This window comes from Bradyrhizobium pachyrhizi (genome assembly GCF_029714545.1).
Lineage (GTDB): Bacteria > Pseudomonadota > Alphaproteobacteria > Rhizobiales > Xanthobacteraceae > Bradyrhizobium > Bradyrhizobium pachyrhizi.
Window position 1 is genome coordinate 5,630,706 of sequence record NZ_CP121667.1, and the last position, 20,761, is coordinate 5,651,466.

General features: G+C 63.6%; 19 protein-coding genes. 3 read left to right on the plus strand and 16 right to left on the minus strand.

All coding sequences use genetic code 11. The annotated features are described in order from the left end of the window. Window positions 1–133: 133 nt before the first annotated feature. From QA639_RS26700 to QA639_RS26725, 6 genes are all read right to left on the minus strand, one after another. Window positions 134–3,301, minus strand: coding sequence for an efflux RND transporter permease subunit (locus QA639_RS26700; protein WP_283087671.1), 3,168 nt, complete (start codon window positions 3,299–3,301; stop codon window positions 134–136). Then, on the minus strand, window positions 3,298–4,740 hold the full coding sequence (locus QA639_RS26705) for an efflux RND transporter periplasmic adaptor subunit (RefSeq protein WP_283087672.1): 1,443 nt from the start codon (window positions 4,738–4,740) through the stop codon (window positions 3,298–3,300). The genes QA639_RS26700 and QA639_RS26705 overlap by 4 nt, the downstream gene beginning before the upstream one ends. 11 nt (window positions 4,741–4,751) lie before the next feature. Beyond that, complete coding sequence (locus QA639_RS26710; protein ID WP_157346277.1) at window positions 4,752–5,153, minus strand: FixH family protein; 402 nt, start codon at window positions 5,151–5,153, stop codon at window positions 4,752–4,754. A gap of 99 nt (window positions 5,154–5,252) precedes the next feature. Next, window positions 5,253–5,654 (minus strand): hypothetical protein, encoded by a 402-nt coding sequence (locus tag QA639_RS26715; RefSeq protein WP_283087673.1) that lies wholly within the window; start codon window positions 5,652–5,654, stop codon window positions 5,253–5,255. Between the two features lie 86 nt (window positions 5,655–5,740). Next, the gene (locus QA639_RS26720) at window positions 5,741–7,918 is read right to left on the minus strand and encodes a xanthine dehydrogenase family protein molybdopterin-binding subunit (protein WP_283087674.1); all 2,178 of its coding nucleotides are present in this window, start codon (window positions 7,916–7,918) and stop codon (window positions 5,741–5,743) included. Window positions 7,919–7,921: 3 nt separating this feature from the next. Continuing rightward, window positions 7,922–8,383 (minus strand): (2Fe-2S)-binding protein, encoded by a 462-nt coding sequence (locus tag QA639_RS26725; protein WP_283087675.1) that lies wholly within the window; start codon window positions 8,381–8,383, stop codon window positions 7,922–7,924. Window positions 8,384–8,564: 181 nt separating this feature from the next. On the opposite strand from QA639_RS26725, the gene QA639_RS26730 reads away from it, so the two are divergent. Continuing rightward, on the plus strand, window positions 8,565–9,446 hold the full coding sequence (locus tag QA639_RS26730; protein WP_028335346.1) for a LysR substrate-binding domain-containing protein: 882 nt from the start codon (window positions 8,565–8,567) through the stop codon (window positions 9,444–9,446). A gap of 371 nt (window positions 9,447–9,817) precedes the next feature. Continuing rightward, window positions 9,818–10,324 carry a hypothetical protein gene (locus QA639_RS26735; RefSeq protein ID WP_283087676.1) on the plus strand — a complete coding sequence of 169 codons (507 nt, stop codon included), beginning with the start codon at window positions 9,818–9,820 and terminating at the stop codon, window positions 10,322–10,324. 141 nt (window positions 10,325–10,465) lie between these two features. Here QA639_RS26735 and QA639_RS26740 read toward each other — a convergent pair whose 3' ends face one another. The 10 genes from QA639_RS26740 to coxB form a co-directional block, all read right to left on the minus strand. Continuing rightward, on the minus strand, window positions 10,466–10,996 hold the full coding sequence (locus QA639_RS26740; RefSeq protein WP_283087677.1) for a tetratricopeptide repeat protein: 531 nt from the start codon (window positions 10,994–10,996) through the stop codon (window positions 10,466–10,468). Then, window positions 10,993–12,000, minus strand: coding sequence for a winged helix-turn-helix domain-containing protein (locus QA639_RS26745; protein ID WP_283087678.1), 1,008 nt, complete (start codon window positions 11,998–12,000; stop codon window positions 10,993–10,995). The genes QA639_RS26740 and QA639_RS26745 overlap by 4 nt, the downstream gene beginning before the upstream one ends. A gap of 155 nt (window positions 12,001–12,155) precedes the next feature. Further along, the gene (locus tag QA639_RS26750) at window positions 12,156–12,593 is read right to left on the minus strand and encodes a DUF5658 family protein (protein WP_028335342.1); all 438 of its coding nucleotides are present in this window, start codon (window positions 12,591–12,593) and stop codon (window positions 12,156–12,158) included. 150 nt (window positions 12,594–12,743) lie between these two features. Then, on the minus strand, window positions 12,744–12,908 hold the full coding sequence (locus tag QA639_RS26755; protein ID WP_167350399.1) for a hypothetical protein: 165 nt from the start codon (window positions 12,906–12,908) through the stop codon (window positions 12,744–12,746). Window positions 12,909–13,360: 452 nt separating this feature from the next. Next, window positions 13,361–14,266 (minus strand): heme o synthase, encoded by a 906-nt coding sequence (locus QA639_RS26760; RefSeq protein ID WP_283087679.1) that lies wholly within the window; start codon window positions 14,264–14,266, stop codon window positions 13,361–13,363. A gap of 140 nt (window positions 14,267–14,406) precedes the next feature. Continuing rightward, entirely contained in the window at window positions 14,407–14,814 is a 408-nt protein-coding gene (locus tag QA639_RS26765) for a cytochrome C oxidase subunit IV family protein (protein WP_283087680.1), read from the minus strand. An 8-nt stretch (window positions 14,815–14,822) separates the two neighbouring features. Further along, window positions 14,823–15,545, minus strand: a complete 723-nt coding sequence (locus QA639_RS26770) for a heme-copper oxidase subunit III family protein (protein WP_028335339.1) — start codon at window positions 15,543–15,545, stop codon at window positions 14,823–14,825. A 14-nt stretch (window positions 15,546–15,559) separates the two neighbouring features. Beyond that, a complete protein-coding gene (locus QA639_RS26775; protein ID WP_283087681.1) occupies window positions 15,560–16,264 on the minus strand; it encodes a cytochrome c oxidase subunit 3 in 705 nt (234 codons plus the stop codon). Next, window positions 16,261–18,036: a cytochrome c oxidase subunit I gene (gene ctaD / locus QA639_RS26780; protein WP_028335337.1), complete on the minus strand. Its 1,776-nt coding sequence runs from the start codon at window positions 18,034–18,036 to the stop codon at window positions 16,261–16,263. Before ctaD ends, QA639_RS26775 begins: the two co-directional genes overlap by 4 nt. Window positions 18,037–18,119: 83 nt before the next feature. After that, a complete protein-coding gene (gene coxB, locus QA639_RS26785) occupies window positions 18,120–18,953 on the minus strand; it encodes a cytochrome c oxidase subunit II (protein ID WP_283087682.1) in 834 nt (277 codons plus the stop codon). Window positions 18,954–19,499: 546 nt separating this feature from the next. Between coxB and QA639_RS26790 the strand changes: the two genes are divergently transcribed. Beyond that, window positions 19,500–20,396, plus strand: coding sequence for a DUF2189 domain-containing protein (locus QA639_RS26790; protein ID WP_028342674.1), 897 nt, complete (start codon window positions 19,500–19,502; stop codon window positions 20,394–20,396). Window positions 20,397–20,761: the final 365 nt, after the last annotated feature.

Genomic DNA, 20,761 nt, shown 5'->3' on the forward strand with positions numbered 1-20,761 from the left:
AACACCCGCCTCGCGTCTCCAACCACCCGCAAGCTAACCGCAAATCAGCCTGCCGCAAACCGCCATCAGCTATATACCCCCTCAGGGTATCATTCAATCCGGTTTGACTCCACGAACCGACGTCATGTTTCCATCACATCCTTGCCTCACGGCGTGCGGCACAGGAAGCAACTTCGCGTACCGACACTTCCGCTTTTATCTTGATGCCCTTCACGACGGCGAAGATCGCGGGAATCACGATCAGCGTCAGCAAGGTCGACGAGATCATGCCGCCGATCATCGGCACCGCGATGCGCTGCATGATCTCCGAGCCGGTGCCGGTGCTCCACATGATCGGCAACAGCCCGGCCATGATCGCGACCACCGTCATCATCTTCGGCCGAACGCGCTCGACCGCCCCCGCGATGATCGCGCGATTGAGATCGTCACGATCGATCGTGCGTCCCTCGGCAGCGCGGCGCGCCGTGACCTCGCCCAGCGCCTGGTTGAGATACATCAGCATCACGACGCCGGTCTCGGCGGCGACGCCGGCGAGCGCGATGAAGCCGACCGCGACCGCAACCGACAGGTTGAAGCCGAGCGCCCACATCAGCCAGAAGCCGCCGACCAGCGCGAACGGCAGCGACAGCATCACGATCATCGTCTCCGCCACCGAGCGGAAATTGAGGTAGAGCAGCAGGAAGATGATCGACAGCGTCACCGGCACCACGATCCTGAGCCGCGCGGCGGCGCGTTCCAGATATTCGTACTGCCCGCTCCAGACCACATAGGTTCCAGGCGGAAACTGCACGCCGGCCTGCACCGCGCGCTGCGCGTCCGCGACATAGCCGCCGAGATCGCGATCGCGGATGTCGACATAGATGTAGGTCGCGAGTTGCCCGTTCTCGGTCCGGATCGTGGTCGGCCCGCGCGCCGGTTTGATGTCGGCGACCTCGCCGAGCGGCACCGCGCCGCCCGCCGGCATCGGCACCAGGATGTCGCTGGCGATCGCGCCTGGATTGTCGCGCAAATCGCGCGGATAGCGCATGTTGACGGTGAAGCGCTGGCGTCCCTCGACCGTCGTCGTCACGCTCTGGCCGCCGAGCGCGGTCGCGATGGTGTCCTGCACGTCCTGCACCGCGATGCCGTAGCGCGACAAGGCCTCACGGTTCGGCGTGATCTCGAGGTAGTAGCCGCCGAGGCTGCGCTCGGCATAGGCCGACGAGGTGCCGGGCACGCCCCGCACCACCTGCTCGACCTGTCGGGCGAGCTTGTCGATCACGGCGAGATCGGGACCGATCACCTTGACGCCGACCGGCGTCCTGATCCCTGTCGAGAGCATGTCGATGCGCGCCTTGATCGGCATGGTCCAGGCGTTGGAGACGCCGGGAAATTGCAGCGCCTTGTCCATCTCCGCGATCAGGCGGTCGAGTGTGAGGCCGGCGCGCCATTGCGCTTTCGGCTTCAGGTTGATGACGGTCTCGAACATCTCCGACGGCGCCGGATCGGTTGCGGTCGCGGCGCGGCCAGCCTTGCCGTAGACCGAAGCGACCTCCGGAAAGCTGCGGATGATGCGGTCCTGCATCTGCAACAGCTCGGCCGCCTTGGTCACCGAAATCCCCGGCAGCGTGGTCGGCATATAGAGCAGCGTGCCCTCATTGAGGTCGGGCATGAACTCGGTGCCGAGCTGCCGCGCCGGCCAGATCGAGACGGCGACGGCGCCGAGCGCGAGCACGATCACCAGCGTCTTCGCCCGCAACACGCCGTTGATGACCGGACGGTAGATCCAGATCAGAAAGCGATTGATCGGATTTCTGTGCTCGGGGACGATCCTGCCGCGGACGAAGATCACCATCAGCGCCGGCACCAGCGTCACCGACAACAGCGCCGCCGCCGCCATCGCGAACGTCTTGGTGAAGGCGAGCGGCGAGAACAGCCGCCCCTCCTGCGATTCCAGCGTGAGGATCGGCATGAAGGACACGGTGATGATGAGCAGGCTGAAGAACAACGCCGGCCCCACCTCCGCCGCGGCCTCGATCAGGATCGCGACCCGCGGCCGGCCGGGCTCGGCGCGTTCCAGGTGCTTGTGCGCGTTCTCGATCATCACGATCGCCGCATCGATCATGGCGCCGATCGCGATCGCGATGCCGCCGAGACTCATGATGTTGGAGCCGATGCCGAGCAGCTTCATCGCGCCGAACGCCATCAAGACGCCGACCGGCAGCATCAGGATCGCGACCAGCGCGCTGCGGACATGCAGCAGGAACAGGATGCAGACCAGCGCGACCACCGCGCTCTCCTCCAGCAGCGTGCGCTTCAGCGTGTCGATCGCCGCATAGATCAGATTGGAGCGGTCGTAGACCGGCACGATCTCGACCGATTTCGGCAGGCTGGTCGCGATCTCCTTGAAACGCTTCTTGACGTTCTCGATCACGTCGAGCGCGTTGACGCCGAAGCGTTGCAGCACGATGCCGCTCGCCACCTCGCCCTCGCCGTTCAGTTCAGCGATGCCGCGCCGCTCGTCGGGGCCGAGCTCGACGCGGGCGACATCGCGCAGCAGCACCGGCGTGCCGCTGTCGGTCTTCAGCACGATGTTGCCGAGATCGTTGATGTCCTTCAGATAGCCCTTGCCGCGGATGACATATTCGAACTCGGAGAGCTCGACGGTGCGGCCGCCGACATCGGCGTTGCTGGCGCGAATTGCATCGCGCATCCGTTGCATGGTGATGCCGCGGTCGCGCATCCGCTGCGGATCGAGGATCACATTGTACTGCTTGACGAAGCCGCCGACGCTCGCGACCTCGGCCACGCCTTCCGCCCGCGCAAGCGCGAATTTCAGGTTCCAGTCCTGGATCGTGCGGGTGTCCGCAAGGTTCAGCTCTTTCGACATCACGGCATACTGGTAGACCCAGCCGACCCCGGTCGCATCGGGCCCGATGGTCGGCGAGACACCGGCCGGCAGCCGCGACGCCGCACCATTGAGGAATTCGAGCACGCGCGAGCGCGCCCAGTAGATATCCGTGCCGTCCTCGAAGATGACATAGACGAAGGAGACGCCGAAGAACGAGAAGCCGCGCACGACCTTCGACTTCGGCACCGTCAGCATCGCCGTGGTCAGGGGATAGGTGACCTGGTCCTCGATCACCTGCGGCGCCTGGCCGGGATATTCGGTGTAGACGATGACCTGGGTGTCGGAGAGATCGGGGATCGCATCGAGCGGCAGATGCAGCAGCGCGTAGAGGCCCGCGGCTGCCGCAAAGCCGGTGCCGAACAGCACCAGCAGCAGGTTGCGCGCCGACCAGGCGATGACACGGGCAATCATCGCCGCTCCCCCGTCTTGTCGCCCTCGCCCGCCTGCGCAGCACCGGCCTCGGCGAAGCCCTTGATGGCCGCCTTCAGGTTGCTTTCGGCATCGATCAGAAACGTCGCGGAGGTCACGACCGCGTCGCCCTCGGCGATGCCGTCGCGGATTTCGACATAGCCCTCGCCGCGCCGCCCGAGCTTGACCTCGCGCGGCTCGAACCGCCCGTTGCCGCGGTCGATCAGCACGCTCTGGCGGCTTCCGGTGTCGAGGATGGAATTATCAGCTACCGTAAGTACCGACGCCGCGCCGCCGGTGTCGATCTCTGCGTCGACATACATGTCCGGCAGCAGTGCGAGGTCGGCATTCTGCAATTCGATCCGCACCCGCGCGGTGCGCGTCTCCTTGTTGACCTGCGGATAGATCACGCTGATCCGGCCGACGAAACTGCGGCCGGGATAGCTGCGTGCGCGTACGGTCACGTTCTGCCCGACCACGATATTGCCGAGATCGCGCTCGGCAACGTCGACCAATGCCCACACGACAGAGACGTCGGCAATCCGGAACAGCACGTCGCCGGGCTGCGCGCGCATGCCCTCGATGGCGGCGCGCTGCAGCACGATGCCGTCGCGCGGTGACAGCCACTGGATCGCGATCGGAACCGTTCGGCTCTTCTCCATCTCGACGATAACCGGTTCGGGAACGTCGAGATTGGTCAGCCGCTGCTTGGAGCCGCGTCCGTAGGGCTCGATGTTGGCAGTCGCCTTCGACGTGATGGTCGCGACATATTCGGCCGCAGCGGACGATATTGCCGGGCTGTAGATCTCCATCAACGGCTGGCCCTTGGTCACCCGGCTGCCGGTCGTGACGTCGGCGACTTTCTGCACGTAGCTCTCGGCGCGCATTGCAATCACCGACACCCGCCGTTCGTCGAGCTGGATCGTGCCGGGTGCGCGGACCAGCGTGCGAATGCGGCGCATCTGCGCAGGCTCGGACTTGACGCCGCTGCGCTGGATCCTGCCGGGCGACAGCGTGATCGACCCGTCGTCGCTGTCATCGCCGTCATAGACGGCGATGTAATCCATCCCCATGGAGTCCTTCTTCGGCACCGGCGAGGTATCGGGAAGTCCCATGGGATTGCGATAATATTTGACCTTGCGCTCGCCTTTCGCGGCAGGCGCGCTCACGTCTGCCGATTGCCCGGGCCCGCCTGCACCGCCATCGTCATCAGCAAACACCGGCAGAAAGTCGCGCCCGTCAGGCGTCTTCTTCGGTGTCGCCGAATAGAACGACTTGCCGTCGGGATCGCGGTAGTAGATCGGCGCGGCAGTCTCCGCCGCCCGCGCGGCGGAGACGATGGCAGCGGTCACTGGCCGCGGCGGCAGGTTGCGGCCGATCCATGCGGCGCCTGCCGCTGCGGCGATCGCAGCGGCAGCGCCGGCCCATGTCAAGGCGCCCATTGCCCGGCGGCTCATTGCTCGGCCGTGACGACGAGCTTGTTCTCGACCGCGCCGGTCTCGCCCTGCACCTTGGCGCCGAGCGACAATTGCCAGCGGCCGGCCATGCCGAAGGTCGCCTTGAACCGGTAGGTGCCGGCTTCGGTGCCCGGCATCGGCGTCACCTTGGTAGCCATCTCCTGCATGCCGTCGGGCGCCATGTCGAGCCGGGTCGAGAAGATGACCGCGTCGGGCACGGCTTTCCCGCTCGTCTTGTCGACCAGCCGCACCGTGACGATGCGATCGGCACCCGCCTTGACGGTCGGCTGCACGAGCTGGAATTCGTAGTTCTTGATCTCGGCGTGGGCAGACATGCCCGTCACGGCAACGCCGATCAGCGCGGCGGCAGTGGCGCGCGCCAGGTGGAAAGTCTTCATCGTTATGATCCTCGATACGTCTGATGAACCGCGTGAGCGGCATGCAAAGGCACGCGCGCCATTGGCGCACGCGTCAGCGATCAGGCGCTGGCGCGCCCGTCAGACGTTGGTTCGAGGCGGATGATCGGGAGGTTTGGCACCAAGGCCGTCGAGCAGACGGTCGTCATGGGCGGCGATGCGGCTGCGCAGCGGATCGCGCTCGATCAGCGACATGGCGCCGGCGGGCACCGGCAGCGAAACGCTCAACATGCAGAGCGCGAGGAACGGGCAGTCGTCGCAGCCCTTGCTCTTGCCCTGCTCCGGACAGCACGGCATGTCGTCGGCCGTCGGCTGCTCGGACATCGCCTGTCCAGACATGGCGTGATCGTCCGGCATCGCCTGCATCGCAGCGGCCGAGGCATCCGGCATCGTCCGGGCAAATGCCGGCGCCACGGGCGCGAGCAACAGCTCGGCCGCGACGAGCAGCAGAATCCAGAGATTGGCGAGCCGCCTCAGATGCATGCCCGCTTCTCGCACGGATCAGCGCACGGCGCAAATCCGTCCGGCTTCACGATCGCGCCAGCACCCGGGGGAGCTCTCACTCGCCCCTAGGTCTGCTTCAACAGCGCCGGATCGACCGGCATCTTGCGCAGCCGCTTGCCGGTCGCCGCGAAGATCGCGTTGCTGATCGCCGGCACGATGCCCGAGGTTCCGGTCTCGCCCATGCCGCCGGGCGGCTCGGTGCTCGGGACGATATGGACCTCGATCGCCGGCGCCTGATCGATGCGCAGCATCTGGTAGCTGTCGAAATTGCTCTGCTCGACGCGGCCATCCTTGAGCGTGATCTCGCCGTAGAGCGCCGCGGTGACGCCGAAATTGATGCCGCTCTGCAGCTGCGCCTGCACCGTGTCGGGATTGACCACGGTGCCGCAATCCATCGCGCAGGCGACGCGGTGGACACGGACCGAACCGTCCTTGGCGACCTCAACCTCGGCGACCTGCGCGAGGTAGCTGCCGAACACGAATTGCAGCGACACGCCGCGTCCGCGCCCGGCCGGCAGCTTGCCGCCCCAGCCGGCCTTGGCCGCCGCGAGCTCGAGCGCCGCCTTGGCGCGCGGCGACTTGCCGAGCAGCGCGCGGCGGTAGTCGACCGGATCCTGCTTCGCCGCCGCCGCCAGCTCGTCGATCACGCTTTCGGTGACGAACACGTTGTGCGAGGGCCCGACGCTGCGCCAGAACGCGGTCGGAATGCCCGGCGGCTCGACCCGGACATATTCGACGTGGAAGTTGGGGATGTCGTAGACGAGATCGATCGCGCCCTCGGTCGTGTCGGGGTCGAGCCCGTTGCGGAACGCCGGCGGCGCCCATCGCGCCAGCACCGACGAGCCGGCGAAGCGGTTGTTCCAGGCGACCGGCTTGCCGGATGCATCGAGGCCGACCGCAATCCGGTCGCACCAGTAGGGCCGGTACATGTCGTGCTGGATGTCCTCCTCGCGGGTCCACACCACCTTGACCGGCGCATCGACCTGCTTGGCGATCTGCACGGCGCGGATGACACCATCGACCTCGAGCCTGCGGCCAAAGCCGCCGCCGAGCAGATGATTGTGCACCACCACCTTCTCCGGCGCCATGTTCAGCACCTTTGCGGCTACCGCCTGCGCACGCGAGAGCGCCTGGCTGCCGACCCAGATCTCGCAACCGTCGGAACGCACATGCACGGTGCAGTTCATCGGCTCCATCGTCGCATGGGCGAGGAACGGCAGTTGATAGGTCGCCTCGACTTTCGTCGCTGCGCCCGCCATCGCCTTGTCGGCGTCGCCAATATTTTGCGCGACCGCGCCCGGCTTCGTGGTGGCGGCTTCGAGCTCGCGCGCGATATCCGATGTGGCGAGCTTCGCGTGGGGGCCCTCGTCCCACTCGATCGTGAGCGCCGCCAGACCTTTCTTCGCCGCCCCCATGTGGTCGGCCACCACCGCGACTGCGTCGTCGAGCGTCACGATCTGGCGCACGCCCTTGACGGCTTTTGCCGCCGCATCATCGACGCGCTTCACCCGCCCGCCGAACACCGGCGACTGCGCCAGCGTCGCGACCTTCACCCCGGGCGGCCGCGCGTCGATGCCGTAGACCGCCGCGCCGTTGATCTTGGAGGGCGTATCGAGCCGCTTGGCCGGCGTGCCGATCAGCTTGAACTCGGACGGGCTCTTCAGCGTGACATTCTCCGGCACTGGCATCTGCGCCGCGTCAGTCGCCAGTTCACCGTAACCCAGCTTGCGTCCCGAGGCTGCATGATGCACCTCGCCGTTCTCGGCGCGGCATGTCCCAGGCTCGACGTTCCAGCGCTTCGCCGCGGCCGCGACCAGCATCGCCTTCGCGGTCGCGCCGGCCTTCCGCATCGGCTGCCAGGCGCCGCGCATTGCGTTCGAATTGCCGGTGGCCTGCACGCCGAGCAGCGGGTTGGCGTAGAGCTTGTCGCTCGGCGGCGCGTGTTCGAGCCGGACCTGCGTCAGGCCGATCTCTAGCTCTTCGGCGATCAGCATCGGGATCGAGGTGTAGGTGCCCTGCCCCATCTCGACATAAGGCATGGTCAGCACGACCTTGCCGTCGCCGCCGATCCGGACAAAGGCGTTCGGCGCGAAGCCGTCGGAGGCCGCCGCCTCGCTCTCGCGGCTCGCGAACGGCAGGCTCACGCTGAGCAGCAGGCCGCCGCCCGCGATCGCGCCGGCGCGAAGGAAGTTGCGCCGCGACAGGTCGGCGGCGCGCTCGGACAGATTGTCGATCAGCGTCATGGCTCAACCTCCCGACTGCGCGGCTTGCTTGATGGCTTCGCGAATGCGCACATAGGTGCCGCAGCGGCAGATATTGCCTGACATCGCTTCATCGATATCGGCATCGGTCGGCTTCGGCTTGCCCGCGAGCAGCGCGGACGCCGACATGATCTGCCCCGACTGGCAGTAGCCGCATTGCGGCACCTCATGCGCGAGCCAGGCATCCTGGATCTTCTTGCCCGCCGGCGTTTTGCCGACCACCTCGATGGTCGTGATCCTGGAGTCGCCGATGCTGTCGATGGTCGTGATGCAGGAGCGCACCGCGGTGTCGTCGAGATGCACCGTGCAGGCGCCGCACAGCGCCATGCCGCAGCCGAACTTGGTGCCGGTCATGCCCAGCACGTCGCGCAACACCCAGAGCAGCGGCGTGTCGCCGTCGGCATCGACCGAATGACTGGTCCCATTGATCGTGATCTGGAAGGGCATCGTGACACTCCTGTCCTGGTTCGAGACTTGCCCGGACGGCGCCCCTCCGGGCGCGTCCGGGCCAGATTCCAAGGGCATGGCGCAGGATCGCGCCGATTGCTCACTTATGGTAATAAATGCAGTTCCCACGCCCTATAAGTGGCGCTTTCATCCGCAGTGAAATAACCATTGGTTTATAATCATGGACCGACTGACCAGCATGTCCGTGTTCGCCCGCGTCGCCGATCTCGGCTCCTTCACCGCGGCCGCCAAGGAGTTGCGGATGTCGCCGACCATGATCGGCAAGCATATCCGTTTTCTCGAGGACCGGCTTGGCTCGCAATTGATCAACCGGTCCACCCGGCGGCAGGGCCTCACCGAACTCGGCCGCAGCTATCTCGATCACTGCAAGCAATTGCTGGAGCAGGCCGAGGCCGGCGACGCGCTGGTCGAGGAGGCCCTGAGCGCGCCGCGCGGCAAGCTCCGCGTCGCGACCTCGGTTGCCTTCGGGTCGTACAGCCTGGCGCCCGCGCTGGTCCGCTTCATGAAGAAATATCCGGAAGTCTCGGTCGACCTCATCCTCAGCGACAGGATGGTCGATCTGCTCGAGGAAGGGCTGGATGCAGCGATCCGGGTCGGCACGCTGACCGACTCCACCATGATGTCGCGCTCGCTGTCGCCCTATACCGGCGTGGTTTGCGCAGCGCCGAGCTATCTCGCCGAACGCGGCACGCCGACCCATCCGGCAGATCTCGCCCGCCATGAATGCCTGCGCTACCCGGGCTGGTCGGACGGGCAGCGATGGACATTCTCGGGGCCGGAGGGCGAAGTGCATGTCGATGTCGCGAGCCGCCTCTTCATCAACAGCGCGTTCGGCATCCGCTATGCGGCGCTGGCGGGCGCCGGCATCGTGCTGATGCGCGACGAGCTGCTGGCCGACGATATCGCCGCGGGGCGGCTGCAGGTCCTGCTGCCAAACTACACGACGCAGACCCGCGCACGCCAGATCCTGTGGCCGAAGCACCGCAAGATGACACCGAAGCTGCGCGCGCTGATCGACTTCATCGTGGAGACGTACGGGTGAGACAGATCGCCGCGGCCAAACCGCTCAACGCGACTGGCCAAGGTTGTGACATCGCGACGGAGCGCGTAGGATGAGAATGTGCAATGAGGCCGTCGCGCCGATGCCGGGCGGCTTCCGTTCAAGTGAGGCGCGACATGCTGCCTGCCGAGGTTTGGACGCGCCTTCCCAGCTCGAGAATTGAAGATCCAAGCGACGCCGTTCGCGGCGCGCGCCTTGACGCGCCCCAGATGTCCAGCGGTCATCTCTCGGGCAGTCTCGTCTTTTCGAACTCGGACGGCATCGAGTGCAGCAGCGGGCTGATCGACGGAGGACAGTGCCGCGCCCACCGGATCGATCGGTGGACGTAGCCGAATTTAGCAGGAGATACACTGATGCTTGACTTGAAGCGTACTACGATGCTTGCAGCGTCCATCCTCATCGCCTCGATCGTTGCGGCGATACCGCTTGAATCGGCGTCCGCAACGCTGCTCGGCGCGATGCCGATCGGTAATCACGTCGCGCAATCATCCGACGTCGTTGCAGTCCGCGCGGCCGGCCGCCGTGGCGGCGCAGCGGTCGGTCCCCGCGGAGGTGCCGTCGTTCACCGTGGCGGCGCGGCCGTTGGGCCGCGCGGTGGCGCCTATCGCGGCCGCACCGCCGTCGTCGGGCCGCGCGGCAACGTCGCGGTTCGCGGCCGAACGGTGGTAGGAGGTGGCGGATGGGCGCGTCCGGGCCGGTATTACTGGCCAAGGGGCGGCGCAATCGCGGCCGGCGCTGCCATCGGGGTCGTGTCGGCGGCAACGGCTGCGGCGTGGGCCGGTGCCGCGCCGGCACCCGGCATGTGCTGGTACTATACCGATCCGTCCCGGACGCAGGGGTTCTGGGACTACTGCCGGTAATCGCCGCAGCGGGCGAGCCGATGTTGCGCCAGTGATGTCTCGCGCCTGCCCTGGCGGAGGCACCACTGGTTGGGTCACGAACATTCGGCTCTCGCGAATGCGCGCCCTATAGATCAGCCTGTCGATGCAGACGAGCACGGCTCACTCGGTCAATCCCGCTTTCCGAAAACCCTCGATCATCAGCTTCGCCGTTTTCGATAGCTGGCTCCGGGCGATCCACGCCGATATCGTGAACGCAGGATCGATCTCAAGCATGCGAGCCGCCGCCTCACGGGCTTCAGCGTCCCGTCCGAGATGGGCGAAAGCGGATGCGAGGCAGCGGTATGGTCCTGGATAGGAAGGGTTCTGACGGAGGGCTTTCTTCCCTGCAATGATGGCCTCGTCAAAGCGACGAAGCTCGATAAGGGCAAATCCCATCCCGGTAAACGCTGTGTATAGTTGCGGGTCTACCGGGCTCATGCGCATGGCACGTTCAAAACTCCGGATCGCTTCCTCTGGCTGCCCCGCAATCTTGTAGACCCAGCCTCTGCAGTTCCACGCGCGATATGAATTCGGGTTGAGCTTAACCGCCTGGTCGGACATCTCGATCTCAGTCTCACGATCGCCGACCAAAAGTGCCGAGGTCAAGGCAGCACTTGCCAACGTGCTGGGATCACCATCGTCGAGGCTCAATGCCAAGCGCATCGGTCGAATTGAGGATCGATAGCATAACCCCTAACCACGTTTTCCGTGTGAGAGGCACCTGCCAGGACAGCGGCCTCGGCAAACCCAGGGTCAAGCTCCAAGGCCCGCTGGACCAGTCGGACCGCCTCGGCCAACCCTTCGCGGGTCGCTGGCCGCACCTGCTGTATGGCTCGCAGATAGAAATCATATGCGGTGAGGTCTTCCGGTCGCCGCCGCGTTGTCATTGCAATTTCTGCTTGAAACAACTTTGGCTGAATGGCTGAGACAACGGCGGCCGTGACTTCGTCCTGCAACGCGAAAATATCCGTCATGTCGCGCTCGAACTTGTCCGCCCAGATGTGTGCGCCCGTAGCCGCTTCAATCAACTGGCCGGTGATGCGGACCTTCCCCGACGCGTTGCGCACCGCGCCCTGAAGGACATAGCGCACGCCAAGCCGGCGCCCGACTTCCTTGATGTCGACGGCCTTGCCCTTGAAGGTGAAGCTCGAATTGCGCGCGATCACGAACAACCATTTGAACCGCGAGAGCGCGGTCGTGATCTCCTCAACCATCCCGTCCGCGAAGTACTCCTGCTCGGGATCGCCAGACATGTTCGCGAACGGCAGCACGGCGATGGAGGGCTTGTCGGGTACCGCAGGGGCGCTCTCGGGCGCATCGCCCGGATCCGGACCTGCAACCTCTCGCGCCTCCTGCACCTGTCCGACGAAACGGAATCCCTTGCGTGGCAACGTCTTGATCAGCCGCTGCTCCTCCCCGGAATCGCCGATTGCGCTTCGGGCGACATTCAGCCGGGTCGTCAGTGCCGCATCCGAAACGCTGCGCCCGTTCCAAACGGCATTGATGAGGTCGTCCTTGCTGACGACGCGCTCCCTGTTGCGGATCAGATAATCGAGCAGATCGAACACCTGCGGTGCGATGCGGACGACGTCCGCCCCGCGATACAACTCGCGCCGGTCAAGGTCGAACGCGAAATCCTCGAAGAGATAGCGCAAGATGCGAATCCCCCTGGATGAGAGCACCCCGACAACTGGGTGGCGCCTTGGGCTGGCCGGAAATCGCAGAATAAGCTGCAGGTGAGGAAAATGTAAGCCACCGGTCAAGCCTACCCGCCGCACTCGCGGCGACCTCGTGCCGGCTATGACGCGCCCTACTTCGTGCTTGCTATGATGAGAAGATTATTGAGTACGGGCGTGCAGCAAAACGCCGCCACGATCGCGATATTGTAAGGGTTGTTGCTGCGCCAAAGCAGCCACATCATGAAATAGGTCAAACCGAGCTTCGGGATCAGCCACCAGGGGCCGAGCCATGTCTGAGCGACATGCATGAACGGGTTCAACTCGCCGAGGCCGAGATTCAGGATCGTGTTGGTGGTGTAGAGATCGGCGATGCCAAGAAGCAGCACGGACAGCACGAGGAGCGTCTTGGCCAAGTAACGTGGCCCCAGAATAATCTCGTAAGCAAATGCGACGCCCTCCGGTACGTTTCGCTTGAACCACGACTGCGCGGCGTCATTGGTCGCGAAAATCTTCAGATGCTCCGGCTCGCCAACGGGCTTGCTTGTGTCGGTATAGACCCAGACTTTCATACGATTGCTCAAATATCTCTTTTCAAACCACAAAAAAGTATCATCTGCCGAGATGGTCATCTCGGGAGACCAAGGTAGCTCTGCCGTCGCCGTAAGGGTGATTCCGGAGAGTGGCGTTGCGTTGGCCTCGAGGTGCCGCCTCAGGGCGGTTCAATCGTTGCGGCGCTTCAGGTCCAAGCGTCCGATGCGTTCATCAATCAGTCGATTTAGCTTCTCGTCCCGCAGTGAATTCTTCCTAAACAGCCCGCCATGCAGCCGATAGGCAAGAAGGAGCAGGACAATAGCAGTGCCCCCGAGATAGTAGGACCAGTCCATTCTTGAACCGCGCCTGGTTGCTGCAATGGGCTAAGCTTAGGGCGAGCCTGTCCTGCTTGTCCAACGCTATCCTGTGCGCCGCACCTCTCCGTGCCCGAATGGATTGGCCTGATTTATGCTTGGAAATGACCGCATGCGGAGGACGCGCGATGAGGCGGGACCTTTTGGTTATTTGCGGCGGAATGCTGGCCACGGGCGCTATCGCCTGGATCCTATTGGGCAACCCGGCGAGCGGGCCACATATGCACGGGCTCCAGACGATGTCGGCAGATCAAGACTTGAGACTGGTCTCCCAGCGAAGTCCATATATGCGGGACGAGCGCTAGGGGCGTCCCTGGCGGGTGCTTCGCGAAATTCAATCACTGAGTTGCCCAACGGCGCAGGCCCGCTCGGCAACAATACTCGCTTTTTCCGAATATTGTCCTGCGGGCTGTCGATTCGAATGCGTTCAGTCAGTGGGACTGAGCGTAGGGAGCAGCATTCATCAGCAGCCCCCCGAAAAGCAGGACCAGATAGAGCATCGAAAACACGAACAAGCGACGAGCAGGCCGCCTTTCCTTGTCGTCGCTCCGGCGCAACTGCCATGCGAGAAAAATCATGATCGCTCCCAGCGTCGCCGCGGCCGCGCCGTAGGCGGCTCCCGCGAACCCCAGCGCACAAGGCAGCAGTGAGATCGGAACCAAGAGCGCGCAATACAGAAGAATCTGGCGCTTTGTTTCGGTCCTGCCAGCCACGACCGGCAACATCGGCACACCGGCACGGGCATATTCTCCAGCAAGATTGAGCGACAGTGCCCAGAAGTGGGGTGGCGTCCAAAGGAAGATGATCAGAAACAGGATGAGCGGCTCGAGCCCGACATGTCCCGTGACCGCAACCCAGCCAATCACCGGCGGAAGCGCACCGGCGGCACCGCCAATGACGATATTCTGCGGCGTTCGGCGTTTGAGCCACATCGTGTAGACGACGACGTAGAAGAAGATTGTGAAAGCAAGCAGCGCAGCGGCGGCCATGTTCAGCAAGGTGCCGAGGGCCAGGACGGCGCACGTGCCGAGCATCAATCCGAAGACCAATGCTTCCGGGCGCGATACGCGGCCGCTGGGAATTGGACGGATGGCGGTACGCGCCATCACCGCATCGATGTCGGCGTCGTACCACATATTGAGCGCACCTGCGGCGCCAGCTCCCGCGGCTATGCAAAGAAGAGCAGCGAACCCGGTGAAGGGATCGATGCCGCCGGGTGCGACCATGAGACCGACCAGTGCGGTAAAGACGACCAGCGACATCACGCGCGGTTTCGTCAGTGCGACGTAGTCTCCGATGTTGGCATAGCTCCGGCGAATTGAACGATTGATTTGCACGAGATTAATTCCTCGTCAGTTCGAAAAAGCCATCGGTGGAAGGCCTGCTTCGCAGGGTTCCGGACGATGTGGCGAGTCCTCCGCCTTCATGACGCCTTGCCTTGTCCGGCATGACCCACGGGGTCATGGCCGTCCCGTTCTTAGCTTGCTGACGCGAAGAACATGACCCGAAGCAGGTGCGTATAGTCGGATTCGAACATCATGATCCCGACAAAAACCAACACCAGCACCGGCGGCAACAGGATGGCGTAGGCCAACGCCAACCGCTCCCAGGCCATGTGCATGAACACAGCGACGATCAGCCCGGCCTTGAGCACCATGAACAGCAGGATCAACGACCATCGCAGGTGGCCGTGGATACCAAAATAGTCGACGAGATAGGAGCAGGTGCTGAGCACGAACAGCCATCCCCAGACCACGAGATAGAGCTTGATCGGGTGCTGCTGGCCCTCCGCATGCGCGGCGCCCGATGCCACCGCACCATGCCTATAGCTGTGTAGCGCATGCTGTGCTGCCTGCCCTTCCACATGTACCGCTGCTTCTGTCATGCGCGACCTCACCAGAGATAAAAGAAGGCAAAGATGAACACCCAGACCAGATCGACGAAATGCCAGTACAGGCCCATGATTTCGACGATCTCGTAGTAGCCCTTGCGGCTCGTGAAAAAGCCGCGCCGCTCGACGTCGAAGTCTCCCCGCAAGACCTTTCGCGCGATAGCGATCAGGAAGATCACACCGATGGTCACGTGGGTGCCGTGGAAGCCGGTGATCATGAAGAAGCAAGCGCCGAATTGCGGTGCGCCCCACGGGTTGCCCCAGGGCCGCACGCCCTCCATGATCAGCTTCGTCCATTCGAAGGCCTGCATTCCGACGAACGTCGCGCCGAATGCCGCGGTGGCCAGCATCAAGGCGGCCGTTTTGACGCGATCCCGGCGGTAGCCGAAGTTGACGGCCATCGCCATCGTCCCGCTGCTGCTGATCAGGATGAAGGTCATGATCGCGATCAGGATGAGCGGGATGTGCTGGCCGCCGATATTGAGTGCGAAGACCTCGCTGGGATTGGGCCACGGCACGGTCGTCGACATTCGCGCCGTCATGTACGACAGCAGGAAGCAGCTGAAGATGAAGGTGTCGCTCAGAAGGAAGATCCACATCATGGCCTTCCCCCAGGACACGTTCTTGAACGCGCGCTGGTCGGAGGCCCAATCGGCGGCGATGCCTCGCAATCCGGGTATCGTTCCGGGCAGCGCCTTGGGAGTTGCGAGCGTGGTTTCGGTCATCGCTTCCTGCCTCGCTAGGTGAGCAACTGGCGACAGATGTCGACGAAATTGTCGGTCCAGCCCGTCAGCAGACCGAGCAGGACCAGCCACACCAGCAACAGGAAATGCCAGTAGATGGTACAAAGCTCGACGCTCAGGCGCATCTGCGTCATCGGCGCGCCGCGCCACAGTTTTACGGTCGCCCTGCCGAGCGCCACCAGGCCGCCGGTCACGTGCAGTCCGTGGAGCGCTGTGATCAGATAGAAGAAGGAATTGGCCGGATTCGACGCCATGACATAGCCGGCGATGTTGAGCTGCTGCCACACCACGAGCTGCCCGATCAGGAACATCACGGCCGATGCACCGCCGACCAACAGGCCCGCGATCAGGCCCTCATGGTCGTCGTGGCGAGCGGCCGTCAGCGCCCATTGCAGCGCCACGCTGCTGATGACGAGGACGCCGGTGTTGAACCACACCAGCCTCGGCAGCGGCAGCTCGCGCCAGTCCACCATGGTGGTGCGCATCGAGTAGGCGCTGATCAGGAGCGCGAACAGCGAGCCGACCACCGCGAGAAAAACACCGAGGCCGATTTTCGCCGCCGGCACCGAAGAGCCGCGCTCGCCGCGAAGATCGACGGCAATGCCCTGCTCCAGCCACGGCTTGGCGGCCAGCCGTTGCTGCGAGAGCCACCATCCCGCGATCGCTGCAATCGTAGCAATGAACAGGACGACGGCACTCACGGATGGGCTCCCTGGGCCAGCACCTTGGCCGGCGGTTCATTCTGCGGGATGAAGTCCCTCGCGGCACCGGGCACGCTGTAATCATAGGCCCAGCGATAGACGACGGGGAGCTCCTTGCCCCAGTTGCCGTGGCCCGGCGGGGTCTCCGGCGTCTGCCATTCCAGCGAGGTGGCACCCCAGGGATTGCCGCCCGCCTCTTTTCCTTTGAACAGGCTCCAGACCAGATTGAACAGGAAGACGAGCTGAGCGAAGCCGACAATCAGCGCCGCCACGCTCATGAACGCATTGAGGTCATGGGCGGATGCCGGGACGAAGGTGGTCTCGCCGATGTCGTGATAGCGGCGCGGCATCCCGAGCAGGCCGAGATAGTGCATCGGGAAGAACACCGCATAGGCCCCGATGAACGTCACCCAGAAGTGGAAGCGTCCGAGCGCGTCATTGAGCATCCGCCCGGTGACCTTCGGATACCAGTGATAGATCCCGCCGAACACGGCCATGATCGGCGCAATCCCCATCACCATGTGGAAGTGCGCGACGACGAACATCGTATCGGACAGCGGAACGTCGACGACAACGTTGCCGAGGAACAGCCCGGTCAGGCCGCCATTGACGAAGGTGACGATGAAGCCGAGCGCAAACAGCATCGGCACCGTGAGATGGATGTCGCCGCGCCAAAGGGTCAGCACCCAGTTGTAGACCTTGATCGCCGTCGGAATCGCGATGATGAGCGTCGTGGTGGCGAAGAAGAACCCGAAATACGGGTGCATGCCGCTGACGTACATGTGGTGCGCCCACACGACGAAGCTCAGCGCCCCGATCGCCACGATCGCCCAGACCATCATGCGATAGCCGAAGATGTTCTTGCGCGCGTGCGTACTGATCAGATCCGAGATGATGCCGAACGCCGGCAGCGCGACGATGTAAACCTCGGGATGGCCGAAGAACCAGAACAAATGCTGGAACAGGATCGGGCTGCCGCCGCCGTACTTGGTCAGCTGGCCCATCTCGACCAGTGTCGGCATGAAGAAGCTGGTTCCAAGGAGGCGGTCCAGCAGCAGCATCACCGAGGCCACGAACAGCGCCGGGAACGCCAGCAGCGCCATCACGGTGGCGGTGAAGATGCCCCACACCGTCAAGGGCATGCGCATCAAGGTCATGCCGCGTGTGCGGGCTTGCAATACTGTTACCACGTAATTGAGCCCGCCCATCGTGAAGCCGATGATGAACAGGATCAGCGAAGCCAGCATGAGAACGATGCCCCAGTCCTGCCCGGGGGTACCGGAGAGAATCGCCTGGGGTGGATAAAGCGTCCAGCCGGCGCCGGTCGGTCCGCCCGGCACGAAGAACGTCGCGGCCAGCACCAGTACGGCGAGCAGGTAGACCCAATAGCTCAGCATGTTCACGTAGGGGAACACCATGTCTCGCGCGCCAACCATCAGCGGGATGAGGTAGTTGCCGAAGCCGCCAAGGAACAATGCCGTGAGCAGGTAGATCACCATGATCATGCCGTGCATGGTGATGAACTGAAGGTACTGATTGGCATCGATAAAGGAGAATGTGCCGGGAAATCCCAGTTGCAGCCGCATCATCCACGACAGCACCAGCGCAACCATTCCGATCGACATCGCCGTGATCGAATACTGGACGGCGATCACCTTGGCGTCCTGCGAAAAGACGTACCGCGTCCACCAGCTGTGCGGATGATAGAGCTCGACCTCAGCGACTTCGGCGGGCGGAATGCCTGCGACCTGATCAAACGGGATATCGACCATCGGAACACCCTCCTTGGTCTTCCGCTCAGCGACGAGTTCACTTCATATCCGGCCGAACATCCGGCCGATCCTCGTCGGCATGTTCATTCGCTGCCAGCCTTGTACGCGGCCTTCGCGACGTTGCGCTGGCCGGACAAGGCGGCGAACGTGTGCTGCTTGTCCAGCCACGCGTGATATTCCTTCTCTTCTTCCACGACGACCTTGCTGCGCATCTGTGCGTGCGCGGCACCGCAAAGCTCCGCGCAGAGGACGTCGAAGGTTCCGGTCCGGGTCGGCGTGAGCCAGTAGTAGGTCACCGAGCCAGGGATCATATCCATCTTCGCCCGGAACTCGGGCACGTAGAAATCATGCAGGACGTCGATCGAGCGGAGCAGCACCTTCACCGGCTTCCCGACCGGCAGATGCAGATCCTCGTTTTGCACGACGATGTCGTCCTGCCCGTTCGGATCATTGGGATTCAACCCGAGTGGATTGTCGGAGCTGATCAGGCGCGCATCCGACGTGCCGAGCCGGCCGTCCTTTCCCGGAAGCCGATAACTCCACATCCACTGTTGTCCAACGACCTCGACGTCGGTCGCGTCGGCGGGAACGGTGACGAACTGGTGCCAGACGATGAGGCCCGGCGCCAGCATGGCGACGACGCCGATCGCGGTGCCGATGCTGAGCCACCATTCGAGCTTCTTGTTCTCGGGATTGTAGTGGGCGCGCCGTCCCTCGGTGTGGTGAAAGCGCAGGACGCAATAGGCCATGAACGCGATCACCGCGCAGAACACCGCTCCGGTGATCCAGAATGTCAGGTTGATCGTGTGGTCGATATAGCTCCAGTTCGAGGCAATCGGGGTCCACCACCAGGGGCTGTAGAGGTGGAACAGCACCGAGGCGACGGCAACCAGGAGCAGTAAGATCGCTACAACCATCCCTCATTCCTCCTTGCCATTGAAGGCTGCGGAGACGAACGAAAGGGCGGAGCTCACGTCAGAGGGATGGTCTCACGTTCACCATCACCGTGGCTTTTGCCTCGCCCATTCTGCCGGTCGCGATGCTGGGACATGACAAAAACTCAACGTCACGGCCGCAACCTCATCGGAGCTGGGGGCGTCAAGCATCAACATGGTACCCATCGAGCCAGACGTCAATAGAGGAGTAATGCCCGCCGCTGTCGGGCACGTGTTGGCGGGAATGCATTGGATGCCGCGAACACTGATCGGTCCTCCCCTATCGCATGGTGCATCGCAAGATCTCGTTTGTGCATCTGCACAATTCTCCCGACCGCATTCGTCACCTTGCTTCTGCCGCGCATCGGACTAGTTTTACTGGACCGGTTGCGACAGATGTCGTCCGGCAAGCTCCTTCTGGTTGAATCTGATTTGCCGGACTCAGTCGCGATTTTCGCGCATGAGGCGGATGTGCGTGTATTGATGGCGCTCCGTTCCCCTGCGGCCACAAGCAAGGAGACCGGAGCCATGACCACGGTGTTCGCACGACCCAAGCTGCAATTGTTTGGCGTCTCTACCGCCTTCGTCGTTCGCAAGATCAGCCTTTCCGACCTGGGCGACGCGCTTCGCCTCGGCTGGGAAGACTTCAAGGCCATCCCGACCCACGCAATCGTCCTGTGCGTGATGTATCCCGTCCTCGGACTTGTCTTGTTCAGACTTGTGCTTGGCTATTCGGTGCTGCCGCTGCTGTTTCCGCTCGCCGCCGGCTTCGCCCTGATCGGTCCTTTCGCCGGACTCGGCCTCTACGAACTGAGCCGACGACGCGAACGCGGAGAGGAGCCAGGAGCCTGGGACGCGATGCAAGTGCTGCGCGCGCCGTCGTTCGGCGCCATGTTCGAACTTGGCGTTCTCCTGCTCGTTCTGTTCGGGGTCTGGATCGCCACCGCGGACGCGATCTACATCATGACGTTCGGCTATGCGCCGGCTGCGAGCATCCCTGATTTCGCAAAGCGCGTGTTGACGACGCCCGAAGGCTGGTCGCTCATCATCGTCGGATGCGGCGTCGGCTTCCTTTTCGCCCTGGTTGCCCTGTGCGTCAGCGTCGTCTCCTTTCCACTGATGCTCGACCGTCATGCGACCGCGATCGATGCGATCCGCACCTCGATACGGGCCGTGATGATGAATCCAATTGAGATGGCCGCGTGGGGATTGATCGTTGCGGTATTGCTGGCCGTGGGCTCGCTGCCATTCTTCGTTGGTCTCTGCGTCGTTCTGCCGGTGCTTGGTCATGCGACCTGGCATCTTTACAGGAAGGTGGTCGAGCCTGACCGGAATCCTCCGCAAGAAGAGCCCCGCCCGCCGATCGGTCACCGCTACGCGGCCGATTTCCCGGCCTCCCTCTTCCCGTGGAGCCGTGAGCGCTAAGCGTTTTCGCGCGAATCATGTCGCGAGAATTCGGGTGCATGGCACCAATGCCGCAACAATTCAGTGTCGTCCCGGCCCAGTGCGCAATTGCGCACTGGGCCGGGACGACGAATGTGGATGTCGGCCGTGCCACACAATCGATGTCGTCCTGGCGAAAGCCAGGACCCATTACCCCAAACCGAATTTGTTGCGCGACGTCGGGGGCCGCGATCCCGTTCACAACCGAATTCGGTGGTGATGGGTCCCGGCTTTCGCCAGGACGACGAGAATATCTGCCCTGGGCATCCCAACAAACTCACTGTCGTCCCTGCGAAAGCAGGGACCCATAACCACAAATGTTGATTGTTGCGCGACGTTGGGACGAC

Coding starts and splice junctions, on each gene's coding strand:
- QA639_RS26700 (WP_283087671.1), bottom strand. CDS start 3,301: ATGATTGCCCGTGTCATCGCCTGGTCGGCGCGCAACCTGCTGCTGGTG.
- QA639_RS26705 (WP_283087672.1), bottom strand. CDS start 4,740: ATGGGCGCCTTGACATGGGCCGGCGCTGCCGCTGCGATCGCCGCAGCG.
- QA639_RS26710 (WP_157346277.1), bottom strand. CDS start 5,153: ATGAAGACTTTCCACCTGGCGCGCGCCACTGCCGCCGCGCTGATCGGC.
- QA639_RS26715 (WP_283087673.1), bottom strand. CDS start 5,654: ATGCATCTGAGGCGGCTCGCCAATCTCTGGATTCTGCTGCTCGTCGCG.
- QA639_RS26720 (WP_283087674.1), bottom strand. CDS start 7,918: ATGACGCTGATCGACAATCTGTCCGAGCGCGCCGCCGACCTGTCGCGG.
- QA639_RS26725 (WP_283087675.1), bottom strand. CDS start 8,383: ATGCCCTTCCAGATCACGATCAATGGGACCAGTCATTCGGTCGATGCC.
- QA639_RS26730 (WP_028335346.1), top strand. CDS start 8,565: ATGGACCGACTGACCAGCATGTCCGTGTTCGCCCGCGTCGCCGATCTC.
- QA639_RS26735 (WP_283087676.1), top strand. CDS start 9,818: ATGCTTGACTTGAAGCGTACTACGATGCTTGCAGCGTCCATCCTCATC.
- QA639_RS26750 (WP_028335342.1), bottom strand. CDS start 12,593: ATGAAAGTCTGGGTCTATACCGACACAAGCAAGCCCGTTGGCGAGCCG.
- QA639_RS26755 (WP_167350399.1), bottom strand. CDS start 12,908: ATGGACTGGTCCTACTATCTCGGGGGCACTGCTATTGTCCTGCTCCTT.
- QA639_RS26765 (WP_283087680.1), bottom strand. CDS start 14,814: ATGACAGAAGCAGCGGTACATGTGGAAGGGCAGGCAGCACAGCATGCG.
- QA639_RS26770 (WP_028335339.1), bottom strand. CDS start 15,545: ATGACCGAAACCACGCTCGCAACTCCCAAGGCGCTGCCCGGAACGATA.
- ctaD (WP_028335337.1), bottom strand. CDS start 18,036: ATGGTCGATATCCCGTTTGATCAGGTCGCAGGCATTCCGCCCGCCGAA.
- coxB (WP_283087682.1), bottom strand. CDS start 18,953: ATGGTTGTAGCGATCTTACTGCTCCTGGTTGCCGTCGCCTCGGTGCTG.
- QA639_RS26790 (WP_028342674.1), top strand. CDS start 19,500: ATGACCACGGTGTTCGCACGACCCAAGCTGCAATTGTTTGGCGTCTCT.